Source organism: Massilia sp. W12 (genome assembly GCF_037300705.1).
Lineage (GTDB): Bacteria > Pseudomonadota > Gammaproteobacteria > Burkholderiales > Burkholderiaceae_D > JACPVY01.
Genome location: NZ_CP147776.1, coordinates 3,975,299 through 3,991,612, shown reverse-complemented (window position 1 = coordinate 3,991,612; position 16,314 = coordinate 3,975,299). Strand labels below are relative to the sequence as shown.

The following is a 16,314-nucleotide window of genomic DNA, read 5'->3' as shown; positions in this document are numbered from 1 at the left end:
ATGATTACTGCGCTCTGCAGATATTCTACATCTGCCTGAAATGCTGCAAATAACTCCTGCTGACCGGCAGCACCTCATCACAGTCGCGCAAATACAAATCAGCAGTTTCATTCACCCCGCGCACCACTTCGCGTACAAAGTGCAGATTCACAATCACTGCGAGAATCAATGGGGTCAGACTCATACCTTTATACACAAGTCCTGGACTGATCAGCAGGCCATACAAGGTTCGAGAGTGCGAGTATTCCAGGGGAAGCGAAATCAGCAAGATGGTTGATTATTTTGCAAAAATTCCCACCTGTAAGCCTTAACCCTTACACATACAAACTTGCCGCCTTCTGTTCAGGAAGCCTCTCTGCTTCAACGTAAGTGCATGATTTAAAAGAATAAAAAGATGTGTATAACGAAATGGGTCAGACTGGATTGATTCTCAAGTCGCCCAGCCGGATAGCCTGAACTCCTTCATCGAGACGTTGAAATATGAACGAGGGAGAATAGCGCAGCATTGGCGGAATGTTGTTTAAGCTGCCATTTCAGGAGTTGCACAGCGATCTGCGCGGCGGTGTGTGCCAACTTGGCCTCGCGCTGAAAGTTTTGCGTCACTGTTGATATCAATCGAGTATGACCCCATTGATCCCCATTGATCCCCGCAGGCTTCCGCTTGCGGGTTTTTTTATAGCAGTGCAGCGCTGGCAGGGGATGAAGAAGGATTGCCCATCAAGCCTTGTTGCGCTTGGCCAGCCCCGCCAACAACAGCAAACCCGCGCCCATCATCGCCCAGCTTTCCGCTTCCGGCACGGCGGCGGTGGATGAAAACGCCACCGATTGCCAATATTCCATGTCGTAGCCGCGCGTGCTGACGGCATATGCGATTGGCGTATCCGAGACAAAGCCCATAAAGAAATAACTGCCGCTGGAGCTGAAGCTGTTGCTGGCCAGCAGATTGTTTTGCGCGTCATACACTGACAAGGTGGTGTTGCCGGGGAAGTACAGGCCAAAAGCGTGCCGGCTGCCGATCAAATCGGCGCGGATATAAACTTGCTTATTGGAAAACCATTCGCTCCCGGCCAGGCCGAAACCGGTTTGCGGATTGCCATTGATGCCGAAATAGTTCGCGTTGGAAGAAAAATGCACCTGCTGGCTGTCATAGTTGAAGCTGGAGGTGATTTGTGTGCCTGCTGTGCTCGCGGCGCCATTCGGCAGGGTTTCAAAATCCACCGTGCTGACTGCGCCCGCGGCGGCGGCCCAGGCTGCGTAGTCATTTGTGAACGATTGCACGGCGGCTTGCGCCGGCAAGGCGAAGGCAAGGCTCAAGGCGGCGGGCAGGCAAAGGCGCAGCAGGGATTGCTTCATAGGGACTCCAGGGATGAATAAGGACGGCAGGAAATGCGGGGCCGGCGGGAATAATTGCCAATCTGCAATCATTGCCTGGCGTATGGATTGTAACAAAATTGTTGCATTTGGGGAATTTTTTGTTCTTTCGGCAAGCCCCGCCGCGCATTCAAGGCAGGCGGATGCCGCTCAACTTCCATTCGCTCAAACCATGGCGCTGTAAAACCAGCGACAGGCTGTGGCCGTCATCATGTTTGATCTCCACCACATAGCGCGACCAGCCGTCATAGCTGCCGGAGGTGTGGGTTTTTTTGCGCGCCGCCGCTTCCTCCTGTTTGGCGTCTTGCCCGCGTCGCGGTTTATCCGCTAAACGGGCTTCCAGCATAATAGTTTGCATGCCCTCCGGCGTGACCAGATAGTCGAGCAGGGGATTCATGATCAGCGCGCCCAGAAAGCCGCCCACGGCGCCGGCTTCCCTATGCATTTTCTGTTGCAGCTGCACTTTCATGCTTTCGCGCAATTGCGGGTAATCGACATAGCTGGAAAAGGCTTGCGCATCATTGCGCTCAGCGGCCTGGCGCATATTCCGCAAGGCGACATGCGGGCTGGCGACAATCCAGGCGGCGTACGCCAGCAGGACGATAATAATCAGACGTGAGATTGATTTGGCCATAGCGCCTCCTGTGTGCCGCTTGACTTTAACACAAGCCGGCGGCGCTTCCTCTGCGGGCTCCGCCTGCCAATGTGAAAATGCGCCGCAGCATGGCAAAAGCATGCCCATTTTTCGCTGAAAGTGATACGCTGCACTTCATTGCAGGCAAAGGAAAAATGAGCATGAGCGCTTGGCGCGTGATCCCCGATGACGACCCTTTGCAGGCCCTGCGCGTGCGGCGCATGCTGGCCGGGGCCGGCTCATACCTGTTGTATACCGTGCTGGCCGCCGCCTGCTGGCGTCTGGACGTGCTGCCCTGGCATGTGGTGCAAAATTACCTGCTCATTGCGCTTGGCGTCAATCTCCTCATCTATGGCATGTTGCGCAGCGGTTTTAATCTGCGCTTTGAAGATCCCAGCCTGACCCGCTTGCAATTACTGCTGGCGCTGCCCACCGGCTTATATTTGATGTATTACGCTGGCGACAAGCGGCTCATGTTTGTGCTGCTGGGCGTGCCGGTGTTTTTGTTTGGGGTTTTCCGTTTCCAGCTCAAAGATTTTCTGATCGTCACCGGCTCGGCCATCGCCGGCTATCTCTTGATGTTGGCGCTGTTGGCGCACAATGGCCGCATGGTGGACGGCAACAGCGAAATCCTGACCTTGCTGGCCTTGGTGGCGATGATGGTGCAAATCTCACTGCTGGGCAATTTCATCGCCCGCCTGCGCCAGCGCATCAAAAGCAAAAATCAGGAACTGGAGGCGCGCAATCAATTGTTGGAGCAGCGCGGGCGCGAGCTGCAGGCGGCGCATGAGGAAACCCGGCTGGCGCTGGATAATCTGCAAGTCGCGCATCAGGAATTGGTGCGCAAAGAAAAGCTGGCGGCGCTTGGCTCGCTGGTGGCCGGGATCGCGCATGAAATCAATACGCCAATCGGCAATTCCTTGCTGGCCGCCAGTATGTTAAGCGATGAAACGCGCGACTTTGTGCGCCAGATCGGCCCCAATCTGCAAGCTGTGACGCTCAACAACTATATGGGCGACGCCGCCAGCGCCTGCGATATTCTGCTGGTCAATTTACGCCGTGCGGCGGATCTGGTGACCAGTTTCAAACAGGTGGCGATAGACCAGACCAGCTCACAGCGCCGCCACTTTCCCCTGTCTGAAGTCAGCAATGAAATTTTGATGATGTTAAGCCCCAGATTGAAACAGACCAGCGTGCAGGTTTGTGTCGAGGTTGACCCCGATTTATATCTGGACAGCTATCCCGGCCCGCTGGGACAGGTGTTGACCAATTTACTGAGCAATGCGCTGTTGCATGGCTTTGAGGGGCGCGGCGAGGGGCGCATCCACATCCTGGCGCGCGCACTGGATGCGGCCTGGCTGGAATTATCGGTGCAGGATGATGGGGTGGGGATTGTGGCAGAACATCAGGGTTTGATTTTTGATCCCTTTTTCACCACCAAATTCGGCGCCGGCGGCTCCGGTCTGGGGTTGAACATCACCCACAATATTGTCAGCGGGGTGCTGGGCGGCAGCATCAGCGTGCGCAGTGCGCCGGGGCAGGGCGCTTGCTTCACTCTGCGCCTGCCGTTTTCTGCGCCGCAACTGGCGCCGGCCAATAACGAGGGCGGCGCATGAATACCGCGCTGGCTTACGACGCCTGGCTGACGCACTGGAATCCGGTGCTGCTGGGCGCGTTTGTGATCGGCGCGGTCTTGCAATGGCTGATTTGCAAACGTCTGCGCGAAGGGCGCGCCCTGTTGCGCATGCATCTGGGCTTGATTGTGTTTGGCATTGGCCTGGATGTGTTTGCGCGCAGCCTGCCGGCGCTGGGCATGGCCAAAGAAGCCAAAATCGTTGGCGAATTAGCCTTGGTCGGTTGGGGCGTGCTGTTCATCCGCATTACCGGGATTTTCTTTTTCCGCGTGTTTCTGCCATCGATTGGCCGGCCACGCCCGCGTATTCTGGAAGAAATCGTCTTTCTCGGCCTGTGTCTGGGCTGGGGCCTGGTGCGCTTGCGCTTAGCCGGCCTGGATTTGACCGGCCTGCTCACCACCTCCGCCGTGGTGACTGCGATTCTGGCTTTTTCCATGAAAGAAACCCTGGGCAATGTGTTGGGCGGGCTGGCTTTGCAGCTCGATAACAGCTTGCAACTGGGCGACTGGGTGCAGGTCGAAGGCGTGCGCGGCAAAGTGGTGGAAGTGCATTGGCGCCATACTGCGGTGCTGACCAATGAAGGCGAATTGGTGGTCTTGCCCAACAGCTTGTTGATGGCCGGCAAAGTGGTGGTGTTTTCCAGCATCAGCCATCCGGCTTCGCGCCGCACGGTGCAATTCGCCACCGATAACAGCGCGCAGCCGCAAAAAGTCTGCAGCGCGGTGCAAACCGCGATCCGCGCCGCCTTGATTGAGCATGTTGCGCTCGATCCGCCGCCGCAATGTCTGGTGCTGGATTATCGCGACGGCCAGATTATTTTCGGCGTGCGTTACTGGCTGCTGCAACCGCAATACGATGTGAATACGGATTCGGTGATCAGAAAACATATTTACACCGCCTTGAAGCGCGCCAATCTGAAGCTGGCGCGCCCTGTGCTGGACGCCAAAATGTCATCCTGGACTGATGCGCGCAATGTCGCCAAGCGCGAGGCGGAGGTGCAGCACCGCATGCATATGCTGTCCGGGGTCAAGCTGTTTGCCGGTTTTCACAGCGACGAATTGCGCCAGCTGGCGCAAGCCTTGCACGTCACCCCCTTCACCAAAAACGATGTCATCACACGCCAGGGGGCGGTGGCGAACTGGCTGTATTTGCTGGTGCATGGTGAGGCGGATGTCTGGGACGAATCGAATGGCGCGCGCAAACACATCACCACCCTGGGCGTGGGCGAAGTGATTGGCGAACTCGGCATGCTCACCGGTGACCCTTGCAACGCCACCGTCACCGCGCGCAGCAATCTGGAGTGCTACAGCATGGACCAGCAAACCTTTGTCACCATCTTGCAAGAGCGCCCCGCGCTGGCGAACGAGCTGGCCGCCATCATCAGCGCGCGCAGCAGCTGGAGCAGCATGGCCGGCGGCGCGGTTGACGTGGCGCAAAGCGCCGGCCAGCAAGCCCGCATGCTGGGACGCATCAGGCAGTTTTTCCAGTTGCCCTGAGCACACCAAAGCGCAGATCAAGCCGCCTTTGCCGGCTGCGCCCCGCGCAGCGGCTTATCCGGCGTCAGACAGCGCTGGCGCAACAAAGGAATTGGCCCCAAGCCGCATCTATGCCCGCAACAACTCCGCCTGCGGCAGCGCCTGTTCCATCTGCTGCAACACATCTTGCAGCAGGGCCGGCAGGAACAGCTGGCGCGCCGGGCTGTGCGCCAGCATTTGGCGCAACACCGGCTGCAATTCGTGCAAACGGTCGGTTTTGCCGTGCAAGATGCCGAAACGGCCAAAATAATCGGCGTACAGCCAATGCATATCGTTGCCTTGCGCGCTCAGCTTGAACCAGCCAAAACACAGATATTCGCGATTGAGTTGCTGCACTTCCTCAGCGTTTACGCCATCCCACCAGGCCGGGCTGCGCGGCGCGCTGTATTGAATGCTGTCCAGCAAGCCCATGCCGGCGCGCGCCGGGTTGGCGCTGCGGCTGGCCAAAATCTGTTGCACGCTGTCAATCTGCAACTGCGGGCCATGCGCTTGCGTGCTGTGCAAGCCGCCAATTGACTGGTACAGCACAATCAATTGCGCCGGCAGGATATGTGGAATAGCGCCGGCCAGCGCCGCCAATTGCGCCGCGTCAGCCTGCTGCGCTTGCGCCAGATCTGACTGCATGCCGTCGGCTTTGCGCCGATAAGCGGCAATCGCCTGATTCAGAGTTTGCATCGTTTTTCCTTGTTTTTTGATATGCCGCAGCCAGCTATATCAGGCGCGCGCCCGTTTGGCTTGTGCAGGGAGAATGTCTGGAAAAATCCGCCGGGAATACGGGCGGAAGACAGCGCCGCCCGGAGTTCCGGCGCCGGGGCGGCAGTCGGCGAAGCATAGCGCAAAATCAAAATTCACGTACTTGTTTGCTGCAATGTACTGGGAAAATGCAACAAACTTTTCCGGTCTGCAAGAAAGTGTTGCAGATTTAACGATTGAAGGTCATTTCCGTGATCAGCTGCGCATGTTGCGGGAATTGCGCCAGCAGACTGGCGCGGTCGTCCATCTGAAAATCGGCAAAATCAAAACCCGGCGCCACGGTGCAGCCGATCAGGGCGAAAGACTGCGCGGTTTCGCAGCGCAGCGCAAACCAATGGCCGCCCGGAATCACCAGGGAAAAGCGCTGGCCGGCGGCCAAATCGCGGCCCAGCACATGATGGTGCATCTGCGCGGCGGCGTCGATTTCATACACATGCATCGGCGCACCGTCATAAAAATGCAAAACCTCGTCTGAGGCCAGCTTATGGAAGCCGGAAAACTCGCCGTGTTCCAGCAAAAAATAAATCGCGGTCGAGGCATTGCGCGCGCCCTGGTGCGCAGCGCTCAGGCTGCTGTGCGGCAGAGTGAGGGCGGCGCGGTAATGTTCTTTATACGCGCCGCCTTCGATATGGCGCTGCATCTGTAAAGTCTCGATATAGTAGGCGGCATCAATGCGCGGCGCTTGGCTCATAGTTGTCCTCGAATGAATGGCAGCGGCCCGGCTCAGGAGCCGGGTTTGGTGATTTGTTCCACATAGCCCAGCCAGCGCATGGCCTGCTCCCGGTTTTCACCGCATAACTCAGGATCAGGCCGCAGCGAGCCGCATACGGCGGGGCGTTCCGGCTGGCCGAAGATTTTACAGCGTTCCTGCTCATCCAGCTGGATGCAGCGCACCCCCGCCGGCTTGCCATCCGGCATGCCGGGAATCGGGCTGGAGATAGACGGCGCAATACAGCAGGCCCCGCAACCGGGACGGCACTTCATGCCGCGCCGCCATCTTGCTTCGCATCCTGGCGCCGCATCTGTCCCAGCAAGCGCCAGACCATGCCGCCCAGCAGCAGTACGCCGGCGCACAGCACACCCCACAGCAGCCAGGTATTGCGCTGCGCCAGTTTGCCGGCGCGCTCAACCTCGCTTTGTGCGACTTGCGCCGCCGGATTCAAGCGCGCTTCGCCAGCCTTGACTTGCGGCAGCTTTTCCAACTCGCTCAACTGAAAATCCGGCGCCACCTGGTGCAAGGGACTGGCCGCGCTGTGGTCGTCTGCGCGTCCGAAAGCCAATTGATACGGCCCGTTGCCATCGTGTAAAAACAGCATTTGCGCCGGCGCCCACTCAATCCGCAAAACCGGTTTGCTGCTCAGCGGCGCATTGGCGCGGAACACCCACAGATCTTGCCGGTCTTCGCCGCCGGGACGCACATCGCCCGACACCCGCACCGCATCGCCTTGTTGCATGCGGTAAAACGTGTGCTGCCAATCGCCATGAAAAACCCGCTTGGGTGCGCCGCCCGAGACTGCCGGAATGTCGCGATAGGTGCCGATGGTCAGCGGCAGCACCACTTGCGGCTCGCTGAATTCCAGACGCATGCTGTACACCGGCAAGGCACGCGAAACCTGATACATCAGATCGGTGTCGGCCAGCGCGCCGGCTTGCGCTTGCAAGCTGACGCTGTCGCGCCCGCCCGGCAGCGCATGCGTTTGTGCGCCATAAAAAATCGCGGTGGAAAACGGTTTGGCCGCAGTTTTGCCATTTTCCTCAAAACTCAGGCGCGCATAGCGGAAACTGCGCGCGGCGAAACGCAGCCGGTCTTGCTGCAAAGTCTGGCCGTCGCTGTTTTGCAGCCAGCGCAGATCCGCGCTGGCGATCGTCTCCCATTGCTGCAAATCGTCAGATACGGCAAGCCACACGCGCACGCTGTAATTGCTGCTGCCGGGCGGCGCTTGCAAGCGCAATTCCTCAAACAGCGGTTTTTCTTCCTGACCCAGTCCGAGATCCAAAAACAGCGCGTGCAAACCTTGCGCTGTGCCGGATTGGCTTTTTAAACGCACGCTGCGCACCTGTCCCTCATCGGTATCGATGTCGAGCGCCATCTTGCTGGCGTTGGTGTCCTTGCTCTCGCCATACAGCGGAAAAATGCGCGCCGCTTTTTCCACTTGCTCTTTGACGTTTTGCATTTCCGGATAGTGCAGGGCGAAACGCAAGGGGCGTCCCTGCGCATCAAACAGGCGCACATCTTCCAGCTCGCGCCCGCGCGCTTGCAAATACACCGCCGGCGGCAGGCGCAGCGCCACCAGGCCGCCTTTGCCGGGCGCCTCCAGCGGCATCAGGTAACGGTAGTGTTCCGGCTTGGCCGGTTTTTCAACGCCGGCGGCGTAACTGCCTGCGCTGATCGCGCCCAGCGCCAGCATGGCGCCGCAAATCAATCGGTTCATGTTTTCTCCGCCTGACCTGGCCATGGGGCCAGATATGCAATCGTCAGCATCAGCAAGCCTACGCCGACAAAGGAAATAATGCGGGCGATGCTGCCGGCTTGCGACAGATCGACCAGGAATAATTTTGCCACCACCAAGCCCAGCAAAACCGCGCCCAGACTCCAATCCAGGCGGATGCGGCGGCGCGCGCCGTACAGCATCAAGCCCAAGGCATACGTGCTCCACAACAGGGACAGCCCGACTTGCACAGTTTGGGAGGCAAACAGCAGATCCACATCCCACGCGATGCCTTGCATATGGGCGATGGTTTTCATCAGCGTCAGATTGCACCATAAAAACAGCGCGCCATGCAGCAGCAAGTGGCGGCGCGGGGCCGGAACCAGACGCGCAAGCCGCTGCTGGCCGGGCCAATCATGCTGCGCATAAGTTTGACTGAGGCGCCACGCCAGCATCGCCCAGCCCAGGGTCAGCAAATCGAGTGGATTGGCCAGCGGCAGATAGGGCAGGGGACGCATGCCGCCATCTTGCGTGAGGTGCCAGAACAAGAGCAGCAGCGCGCCGCCGGCCAGCGCCGCCGGCAACACAATTTGCAGATACAGCATGCTGCGCGGGGCCGCCGGCCAGCGTTGCTGTTCGGCGCGCAATAACAGCTGCCACAGCAGGGCCAGACCCAGGCCCAGGCTGAGCGCAAGAATCCAGATCTGATCCACGCGCCAGTTGGCGTAATCCAGCAGCGTTTGCAAGCTGGCCGGCGGCAACAGCAACGCTTGCAGCCAATAGCGGCACAGCACAACCGCCAGCAGCAGCGGGGCCACGCTGCGCAAGAGGTGCAAGAGGCTTTGCCCCAGCAGCGCGGCGCGCGCCGGCGGCAGTGCGCCGGCTTGCAGCAAGCGCAAGCTGTATTCGCCATGCAGCCACAGCGTGAGCATGCTCAGCCAGCCGAGCCAGGGCAGCATTTCGCCATCCAGCAACATGACGCCAGCCGCCAGCGATAACAAGGCTTGCACTAACCAGGCCGGCCAGGCGGCGTGGCGCAGATCAGGCCAGCAGCGCCGGTGCGCCTGCTGCTGCGCCAGTGCGCCCGTGCCTGCCGCCAGGATGCACCAGCAAGCGGCTTGCACATCATCCGGGCGCACATTCAGCCATGCCGCCAGGCTGCCGGAAGCGCGCGCCAGATCGGTCAGCGCCGGGCCAAACCACCAGATGCCGGCCACCGCCAGCAACAGCGCCTGCCAGCGGCCTTGCCCGGCCTGCTGCAAAAACCAGGCCGAGGCCAGCGCGCCCAGCGCCAGCAAAAGAGAAGACAGGAATGGCCCCTGCCACAAGCCGCCGCCCTGATCTGCCCACACAAAACCCGGCATATTCAGCCACACCATGCCCAGCGTCAGGCTGGCCAACAGCACAATGGTGCAGGCCAGGGTGCGCGCCAGCATCCAGACATAAGAGGTCGCCAGCCAAAACAGCAGCGCCGCCACCGCCAGCGCAGACAGCACCAGGCCGAGCGCCAGATCGGCGCCATGCGCGCGCAAAAACAGCTCAAGCCAGGCCCCGGCCAGCAGCCAGGCCGCCGAAATGCACAGGAAAATCGCCGCGAACAGGGCAAACACGCCCGGCGGCTGCTTCGGCCCCGTGGCCGGTTGGCGACGGAACTGGTGGGCAATCGCAAAACCGGCCAGGGCCAGCAGTAAAAAGCCCAGCCACACATTGTGTTCCTGGCGCAAAGTCACATCCGCCAGGCGATACATAAAGGCCAGCCAGGCCCCGGCTTGCACCAGCAAGCCAAAGCCCCAGCCCAGCGGGCGCTGCTGGCGCAAGCTGACCCAGACAATCGTCGCGCCTTCCAGCGCCCAGGCGGCGGAAGTCCAGCGCGCATCCAGCGCGAAGGGAATCGCCAGCGTGCCAAACACCACCGCCAGCGCCAGCAAAGCTTCCAGCATCAAGCGCCAGCCCGGCAGGGCTTGCTTGCGCCGCCACAGCAGCATGCTCAAACCGGCGTAAAACAAACCCAGCGTCAGCGCTGACAGGGCCAGGCCAAACGGCTTGTCGCGCACCAGCCCCGCTTGCAGACCAAACGCCAGCATCGGCGTGCCGAATAACAGCGTGGCGTCAATCAAACCCTTGAGTTTGGGCGGCTGGCGCTCGGCATACAGCAGCGCCAGCGCCACATAGAACAGGAAAAACACCAGCAAAAAGCCCTGCGTGCTCAGATAGTGCTCCGGGCTGTAGCGCAGCACGCCCCAGGCAGTGCTGATGGTGAAGGTGAAAAACAGGCCGACCAGATTCAGGCTGCGCCAGGAACGTTTCAAGGCAATCGCCAAAATCCCGGCGTTGAGCAAGAGGTAATACGAGAACAGCGCAATATGATTCCCGCCGCCGCTGGAGGTCAGCACCGGCGTCAAAAAACCGCCGCTGATGCCAAACAAGGCCAGCCACAGCGCATTTTGCAAAACCGCCAGGATGCAGGTGAAGGCGGTCAGGGCGAACAGCAGGAAAAACGCCAGTCCGGGTGGAATCACATGATAAAAGCGCAGTGCGCCGAAGGTGATCAGCATCAACATCGCCAGCGCTGCGCCCTGAGTCGGCAAGCTGATATTGCGCCGGCTGTCGCGGATGCGCCAGGCCCACAGCAGCAGCCCGATAGCCCCGGCGGCCATGCCGGCCAGGCGCAATTCAATTGGCGTCTCGAATTGTTCGCTGGCGTATTTCAACAGGAAGGCCATGCCGAAGAACAAAATCAGCAAACCGATTTTGGCCACCAGATTGCCGCCGAACAGCCAGTCGCGCGCGGTTTGCAGCCAGGCCGGCATGGCGGGCGCGGCAGGCGGCGCGGCTGCGCTGTTGGCGGCGCGCTCTGCGGCTGTATCGGGGGTGTCGTCGCCGGATGTTGCACTTGCGGCGGTGGTTTCAGTGGCATGTGCTGCGGCGCTTTCCTGCGCCGGCTCGCGCAAGAACGCGCTTTCTGCCGCGTCGGGCGCTGCGGCTTCGGCAGCGGGCAGGCTTGGCGCCGGCGTCAACATATCCAGATCAGCGCTGATCTGCAGCGCGCTTGCTGGCGTGGCCGGCGCAGTAGAGGACGCAGTAGCGGGCGTCGAATCGTCGGCAAGCGCGCTTGCGGCAGGCGGCAGCGCCAGATTGAGTTCCAATTCCTGCAAACTCTGGGCCGGCGCGCCGGGGGCGCTGGCGGGCGCCTGCCAGACATTCTTGTCCTCGGGCGCGCTGGCTGCTTGCGCTGTTTGCCCTTGCCGCCGGCCCTGTTCCAACAGGCTGATGCGCTGCTGCAATTGGGCGATGTGGGCGCTGATGGCGGCCTGATGTTCAGCTTGCTCCGGCAAGGCTTGCAAACTGCTATGCAATTTGTCCAGCTCCTGCACAATGGCGTGCACATCCTGCGCCTGTTTTGTCTCAAGTTGCTTGAAGCGCTGGCGCATGCTGATAAATAAAATCAGACAAAACACCGGGAATAAAAAATACGCCAGAGCAAGCAATATCAAAATGCCATCCACGGCTTCTCCTGTCAGGGAACGGCAACAACGCCGTTTGCTGTGGCCGCCAATTCGCGTGCGGCGGCTAAGCTCGCCATCACTTGCGGCACATACAGCATGGTTTCTCGATACGGCGGCAAGCGCTTGCCATGGCGCGCCACTGCGTGTTCTCCGGCGTTATAGGAAGCTAACATCAGGGGGATGTTGCCTTGATGGATTTTATGTAAATCTTTCAAATAAAGTATGCCAGCTTCCAGGTTTTGTTGCACATCGTATCTGTTGCGCACCCCGTAGCGCGCCGCCAGGGCGGGCATGATTTGCATTAAACCTGCCGCTCCTTTGGGTGAGGTGGCGCTGGGATTAAAGCGCGATTCCACATCAATAATCGCCAGCACCAGGGCCAATTCGACCCCGTGTTTGCTGCTGAGTTTTTCGATGGTGGGCAGCCAGCGCAGCAGCAGATTGCGGCGCGCCGCCGGCATCGTGCTTTTCGCGGCCTCGCCGGCGGGTGGCGCATCGTCGCGTAAAAACAGGGAGTAACTGGAATCGAGTTTGCTGCTGGCGTAGCGCGGCACGCCATCTTCGCCAATCGCACGCCAGATATCCGCCGCCGCCGCCAGCCCTGGCAGGCAGCACAGACACAGCAGCAGATGGCGCACAGTTTGCAACATGATGAAAAATGGTCAGGGAAACGCTATAAGCCTAGCATGTGAGGCGCAGCTTGGGAAAGCGCGTGGGCGGTATCGCATTTTGCTGCGTGCAGCAGCTGGCGGCGGTTCCGCAGCGAAAATGGTGGCAAAGGCGCAGCCGTATTTTCTGCTGGCAGGAGCGGCTTTAGCCGCGAAAACAGCCTTGGCCTGCCGCAAGTGTTGATTCGGGGCGCCAAGCCCCTCCCACAAGTAATTCAGCAGCCGGTGGTAGAGCTAAAAGAATAATTCAGCAGCCAGTGGTAGCGCCAAATTCTGTCCTTGGCAAAGGCTCAGCCGTATTTTCTGCGGGTAGGAGCGGCTTTAGCCGCGAAAACAGCCTTGGCCTGCCGCAAGTGTTGATTCAGGGCGCCAAGCCCCTCACACAAGTAATTCAGCAGCCATTGAAAAAGCCAAACAACGCCGCAGCCGGTGGTTGCGCCAAAGTCTGTCAGTGGCAAAGGCGCAGCCGTATTTTTTGCTGGTAGGAGCGGCTTTAGCCGCGAAAACGGACTTGGCCTGCCGCAAGTGTTGATCCGGGGCGCCAAGCCCCTCCCACAAGTAATTCAGCAGCCGGTGGTTGCGCCAAAGTCTGTCAGTGGCAAAGGCGCAGCCGTATTTTTTGCTGGTAGGAGCGGCTTTAGCCGCGAAAGCAGCCTTGGCCTGCCGCAAGTGTTGATTCGGGGCGCCAAGCCCCTCACACAATTAATTCAGCAGCCTTGGCCTGCCGCAAGCATCATTCGCAGCTGAAGCCCTTCCTGCCGGGGGATGGTGGCCGGCGGCAGGGCATTTGCGTATCCAGCGCAGTCGAATGGTGGCTTATCGCGTCGTTCAACCCAGACCTATGGCCGCTTCGGGCTGGCTGTGTCTGGCTGCGCTTTTGCATCGAGACGCATGATAGACTGCGTGACTGATGGTTGGCGGGGATGGTCAGGCGCAAATAAAACGGGGAGGCGGGATGGGGCGAGATGAAGATCGGCAAGCGGTACGGGATTTTTACCGTAAAAAAATCAGCGGCTTGCCCCGGAAAAAAAGGCAGGCATTTACATTACGGCTGTCGCGCCGCACCCTGCCTTTACTTGCCTGGACCGTGTTGCAAAATCCTGGGCGCGCACCATTTTTTTATTGGGAAGAGGATAAAAGGGTTGACTTCGCATTGAGTGTGCTGAGAGCGCATATTGCTGCAGAATTCAGAGCGAAGAACGCCGCCTACACCGACGCCGCCGCCGCCTACGCTTACGCCGACGCCGCCGCCGACGCCGCCGCCTACGCCTACGCCGCCTCCGCCGCCTACGCCTACGCCGCCGCGGCAGCCGCCTACGCTGACTCCGCCGCCGCCGCCTACGTCGCAACCGCCTACGCCGCTACCGCCGCCGCCGAAGCACAAAGCACTATACCGGAGCTAAAAGAAATTTTTCTTTTTGATTTAAATTTGTTAAAAACAAGCTCTACTGAATTACTATTGGCGCAGCCACTCTGGCGTCAACAAACTCCGCATTCTTCATCTGCAGCAAATGACACCCCGCCCCCGATCTGGCTCGACCTGCGCGCCGCCTTCCGCCAGCAATTAGAGGCCTTGCATCCCTCCTTCCTGATTTGGTACGAGCTTTGGAATGACTGCGTCGAAGGCCGTTTCCAAGCCTCTGACGAATATTTAAGCTGGCTGAAATGCCCGCCCGAAATCGAATCCCAAGGCGCTATCGCCATCAATGAATACCTGGCTGGCCTGCGCAATAAAAGTTTGAGCAAGCCGCTCAACCGCGTGCGCGCCATTGTGCTGGGCGATGGCAATGCCGGCAAAACTTCGCTGGTGCGCGCTCTGCATGGCTTGGCCATGCAAGAAAATGAAAAAATGACGCCCGGTATCGCCATCAGCGAATGGCCGGGTGCGGGACAGAATTTGACCACCCACATCTGGGACTTTGGCGGGCAGGTGATTGCGCACGCCACCCACCAGTTTTTCTTGCGCGCCTCCTGCCTGTATGTGCTGGTAATGTGCGCGCGTGCGGAAACGAATGCGAATGAACAGGCGGAATATTGGTTACAGCATGTCAAAGCTTATGGCAGCAATGAACAGGGCGAGGCGGCGCCGGTCTTGCTGGTGGCGAATAAATGCGAGTTGACCGAACTGAAGCTGGACTATGACAGCTTGTGCCGCAAATATCCGAACATCATCGGCTATTACCCGCTGTCATGCGCGCAAGCGCTTACAGGGGAGCGCAAGCACAAGTTTGACGAATTCAAACAGCGCTTGATTAAAGAATTGCATGGCTTGAATAACAACCAGGTCATGTTCAGCCCTGCGCATTTCCAGGTTTTGCAAGCAGTGCGCCAGTTGGCCTCGCAGAAATCATTTTTAGCAAACAAAGAATTCACCACACTCTGCGCAGACAATAAGGTGCAGCAAGAAGGCTTGAACCGGGATTGGCTGTTGGATGTCTTAGACCGCCTTGGCGTGATCCTGCATATCGGCAATATCACATGCGATGACGATTTCATTTTGAACCCGCGCTGGCTGACCTATGGCGTGTACACCGTCATGTACCAAGAGCAGGCAAATATTGATTTGCAAAGCGTGCGCCATTTGCTGAGCGCCACGCCGCAAGTCGATGAGTTGGGGCAAACCCTTGACTACCCCGCCGCCAAATGCCAGGTGATTCTGGATGCCATGTTGCATTTCAAGCTTTGCTATGTGCAGCCAGGCCAGCCGGGTAAGTACATCATCCCAGGCTTGCTGCCAACCTCGGCGCCGAAAAAGCTGGGCAGTTTTCTGAAGCAACAAGGCACACAGCGCGCCTTCCGCCTGCGCTTTGCCGAATTCTTGCCGCGCCATGTCTTGCCGGAATTCATCGTCATGCGCCACAAGCAAATCGTGCGTGACTTGGTGTGGCAATACGGCGTGGCGCTGCAAGACCAGTCCGGGCAGACGCTGGCCTTGCTGGAATCTGACTACCAAAGGCGCGAAATCGCCATCACCCTGTTCGGGCGCGATGTACGCGATTTTCTGGCGGCGATTTTGGCCGACTTGAGTGCGATTTTGCAGCGTTTGCCGCAATTGGAATGGGAGCAGGAATTGCAATTGCCGGAGGAAGCGCGCGCCGCCGGGTTTGCTTTGCCGCATCACAAACCGGAATGGGCGAATTATTTGCAAATCCAGGAAACCATGCGCGAAGGGCAGGCGAGCTATATCTCGGCCAAAGGGGTGAAATATGATTTGCGCAAAGTCTTCGCCATTTTTGGTCAATCCAAAACCGGCAGCATGGAGTTTCATCAGCATTTTCACGCAGGTTCACATGTAGAAATCTTAGGAGAAAAGAATATGGGTTCGACCGTCAATATCACCGGTAACAACACCATCCACGGCAATGTCGCCGCAGCCGAAACCATCAGCCATTCCTTCAACCAGGGCAGCGCCGGCTACGATGAAGTCATGAAAAAGCTTGCTGAGCTGCAGCAGCAATTCGCCGCCTGGCAAGCCAGCATGCCGGAGCACGCGCAGAAGGCTGAAGATTGTCAAACAGATGTGCAAGAGGCCATCGCGGAATTGCAAAGCGCACAGCCGAATCTGCCCAAAGTGAAAAAATACATGCGCAACATCATGAATGCGGTGGGTCTGGTCAGTGGCTTTTCAAGTGCTGTGGAGGCGGTGAAGTTTGTGGTGGAGCTGTTGTCCAAAAACGAAGATTGATGCGTAAAGCGTGCTTCGACAAGCTCAGCACGCACGGCGCCACCCACATACAGTGAAGAGCGCTGACGGTAATTTTTACCTGCCGTTCGCCCTGAGCCT

The 16,314-nt window shown here is 59.0% G+C and carries 13 protein-coding genes; 3 read left to right on the top strand and 10 right to left on the bottom strand.

Annotation, left to right across the window (positions count from 1 at the left end):
* Window positions 1-25 precede the first annotated feature (25 nt).
* From V8J88_RS16020 to V8J88_RS16010, 3 genes are all read right to left on the bottom strand, one after another.
* Entirely contained in the window at window positions 26-184 is a 159-nt protein-coding gene (locus V8J88_RS16020; RefSeq protein WP_338845206.1) for a LytTR family DNA-binding domain-containing protein, read from the bottom strand.
* Window positions 185-717: 533 nt separating this feature from the next.
* Window positions 718-1,353, bottom strand: a complete 636-nt coding sequence (locus V8J88_RS16015; RefSeq protein WP_338845205.1) for a hypothetical protein — start codon at window positions 1,351-1,353, stop codon at window positions 718-720.
* Window positions 1,354-1,501: 148 nt separating this feature from the next.
* Window positions 1,502-2,005, bottom strand: a complete 504-nt coding sequence (locus tag V8J88_RS16010; RefSeq protein WP_338845204.1) for a DUF2939 domain-containing protein — start codon at window positions 2,003-2,005, stop codon at window positions 1,502-1,504.
* 161 nt (window positions 2,006-2,166) lie between these two features.
* Between V8J88_RS16010 and V8J88_RS16005 the strand changes: the two genes are divergently transcribed.
* The gene (locus tag V8J88_RS16005; RefSeq protein WP_338845203.1) at window positions 2,167-3,621 is read left to right on the top strand and encodes an ATP-binding protein; all 1,455 of its coding nucleotides are present in this window, start codon (window positions 2,167-2,169) and stop codon (window positions 3,619-3,621) included.
* Window positions 3,618-5,135: a mechanosensitive ion channel family protein gene (locus V8J88_RS16000; protein WP_338845202.1), complete on the top strand. Its 1,518-nt coding sequence runs from the start codon at window positions 3,618-3,620 to the stop codon at window positions 5,133-5,135. Before V8J88_RS16005 ends, V8J88_RS16000 begins: the two co-directional genes overlap by 4 nt.
* Before the next feature lie 108 nt (window positions 5,136-5,243).
* Here V8J88_RS16000 and V8J88_RS15995 read toward each other — a convergent pair whose 3' ends face one another.
* The 7 genes from V8J88_RS15995 to V8J88_RS15965 all read right to left on the bottom strand — a co-directional run bounded on the left by V8J88_RS15995 (window position 5,244) and on the right by V8J88_RS15965 (window position 13,199).
* On the bottom strand, window positions 5,244-5,849 hold the full coding sequence (locus tag V8J88_RS15995; RefSeq protein WP_338845201.1) for a hypothetical protein: 606 nt from the start codon (window positions 5,847-5,849) through the stop codon (window positions 5,244-5,246).
* A 247-nt stretch (window positions 5,850-6,096) separates the two neighbouring features.
* Window positions 6,097-6,618: a cupin domain-containing protein gene (locus tag V8J88_RS15990; protein WP_338845200.1), complete on the bottom strand. Its 522-nt coding sequence runs from the start codon at window positions 6,616-6,618 to the stop codon at window positions 6,097-6,099.
* A 32-nt stretch (window positions 6,619-6,650) separates the two neighbouring features.
* Window positions 6,651-6,911, bottom strand: coding sequence for a YkgJ family cysteine cluster protein (locus V8J88_RS15985; RefSeq protein WP_338845199.1), 261 nt, complete (start codon window positions 6,909-6,911; stop codon window positions 6,651-6,653).
* Window positions 6,908-8,359, bottom strand: a complete 1,452-nt coding sequence (locus V8J88_RS15980) for a DUF3999 family protein (RefSeq protein ID WP_338845196.1) — start codon at window positions 8,357-8,359, stop codon at window positions 6,908-6,910. Before V8J88_RS15980 ends, V8J88_RS15985 begins: the two co-directional genes overlap by 4 nt.
* Entirely contained in the window at window positions 8,356-11,862 is a 3,507-nt protein-coding gene (locus tag V8J88_RS15975) for a DUF2339 domain-containing protein (protein ID WP_338845195.1), read from the bottom strand. The genes V8J88_RS15980 and V8J88_RS15975 overlap by 4 nt, the downstream gene beginning before the upstream one ends.
* An 11-nt stretch (window positions 11,863-11,873) precedes the next feature.
* A complete protein-coding gene (locus V8J88_RS15970; protein WP_338845194.1) occupies window positions 11,874-12,512 on the bottom strand; it encodes a lytic transglycosylase domain-containing protein in 639 nt (212 codons plus the stop codon).
* 396 nt (window positions 12,513-12,908) lie between these two features.
* The gene (locus tag V8J88_RS15965; RefSeq protein ID WP_338845192.1) at window positions 12,909-13,199 is read right to left on the bottom strand and encodes a hypothetical protein; all 291 of its coding nucleotides are present in this window, start codon (window positions 13,197-13,199) and stop codon (window positions 12,909-12,911) included.
* A gap of 490 nt (window positions 13,200-13,689) precedes the next feature.
* On the opposite strand from V8J88_RS15965, the gene V8J88_RS15960 reads away from it, so the two are divergent.
* The gene (locus V8J88_RS15960) at window positions 13,690-16,215 is read left to right on the top strand and encodes a COR domain-containing protein (RefSeq protein ID WP_338849903.1); all 2,526 of its coding nucleotides are present in this window, start codon (window positions 13,690-13,692) and stop codon (window positions 16,213-16,215) included.
* Window positions 16,216-16,314: the final 99 nt, after the last annotated feature.

Excerpts from the sequence above, each read along its gene's own strand:
- V8J88_RS16020 (WP_338845206.1), bottom strand. The coding sequence starts at position 184 with ATGAGTCTGACCCCATTGATTCTCGCAGTGATTGTGAATCTGCACTTT.
- V8J88_RS16015 (WP_338845205.1), bottom strand. The coding sequence starts at position 1,353 with ATGAAGCAATCCCTGCTGCGCCTTTGCCTGCCCGCCGCCTTGAGCCTT.
- V8J88_RS16010 (WP_338845204.1), bottom strand. The coding sequence starts at position 2,005 with ATGGCCAAATCAATCTCACGTCTGATTATTATCGTCCTGCTGGCGTAC.
- V8J88_RS16005 (WP_338845203.1), top strand. The coding sequence starts at position 2,167 with ATGAGCGCTTGGCGCGTGATCCCCGATGACGACCCTTTGCAGGCCCTG.
- V8J88_RS16000 (WP_338845202.1), top strand. The coding sequence starts at position 3,618 with ATGAATACCGCGCTGGCTTACGACGCCTGGCTGACGCACTGGAATCCG.
- V8J88_RS15995 (WP_338845201.1), bottom strand. The coding sequence starts at position 5,849 with ATGCAAACTCTGAATCAGGCGATTGCCGCTTATCGGCGCAAAGCCGAC.
- V8J88_RS15990 (WP_338845200.1), bottom strand. The coding sequence starts at position 6,618 with ATGAGCCAAGCGCCGCGCATTGATGCCGCCTACTATATCGAGACTTTA.
- V8J88_RS15985 (WP_338845199.1), bottom strand. The coding sequence starts at position 6,911 with ATGAAGTGCCGTCCCGGTTGCGGGGCCTGCTGTATTGCGCCGTCTATC.
- V8J88_RS15980 (WP_338845196.1), bottom strand. The coding sequence starts at position 8,359 with ATGAACCGATTGATTTGCGGCGCCATGCTGGCGCTGGGCGCGATCAGC.
- V8J88_RS15970 (WP_338845194.1), bottom strand. The coding sequence starts at position 12,512 with ATGTTGCAAACTGTGCGCCATCTGCTGCTGTGTCTGTGCTGCCTGCCA.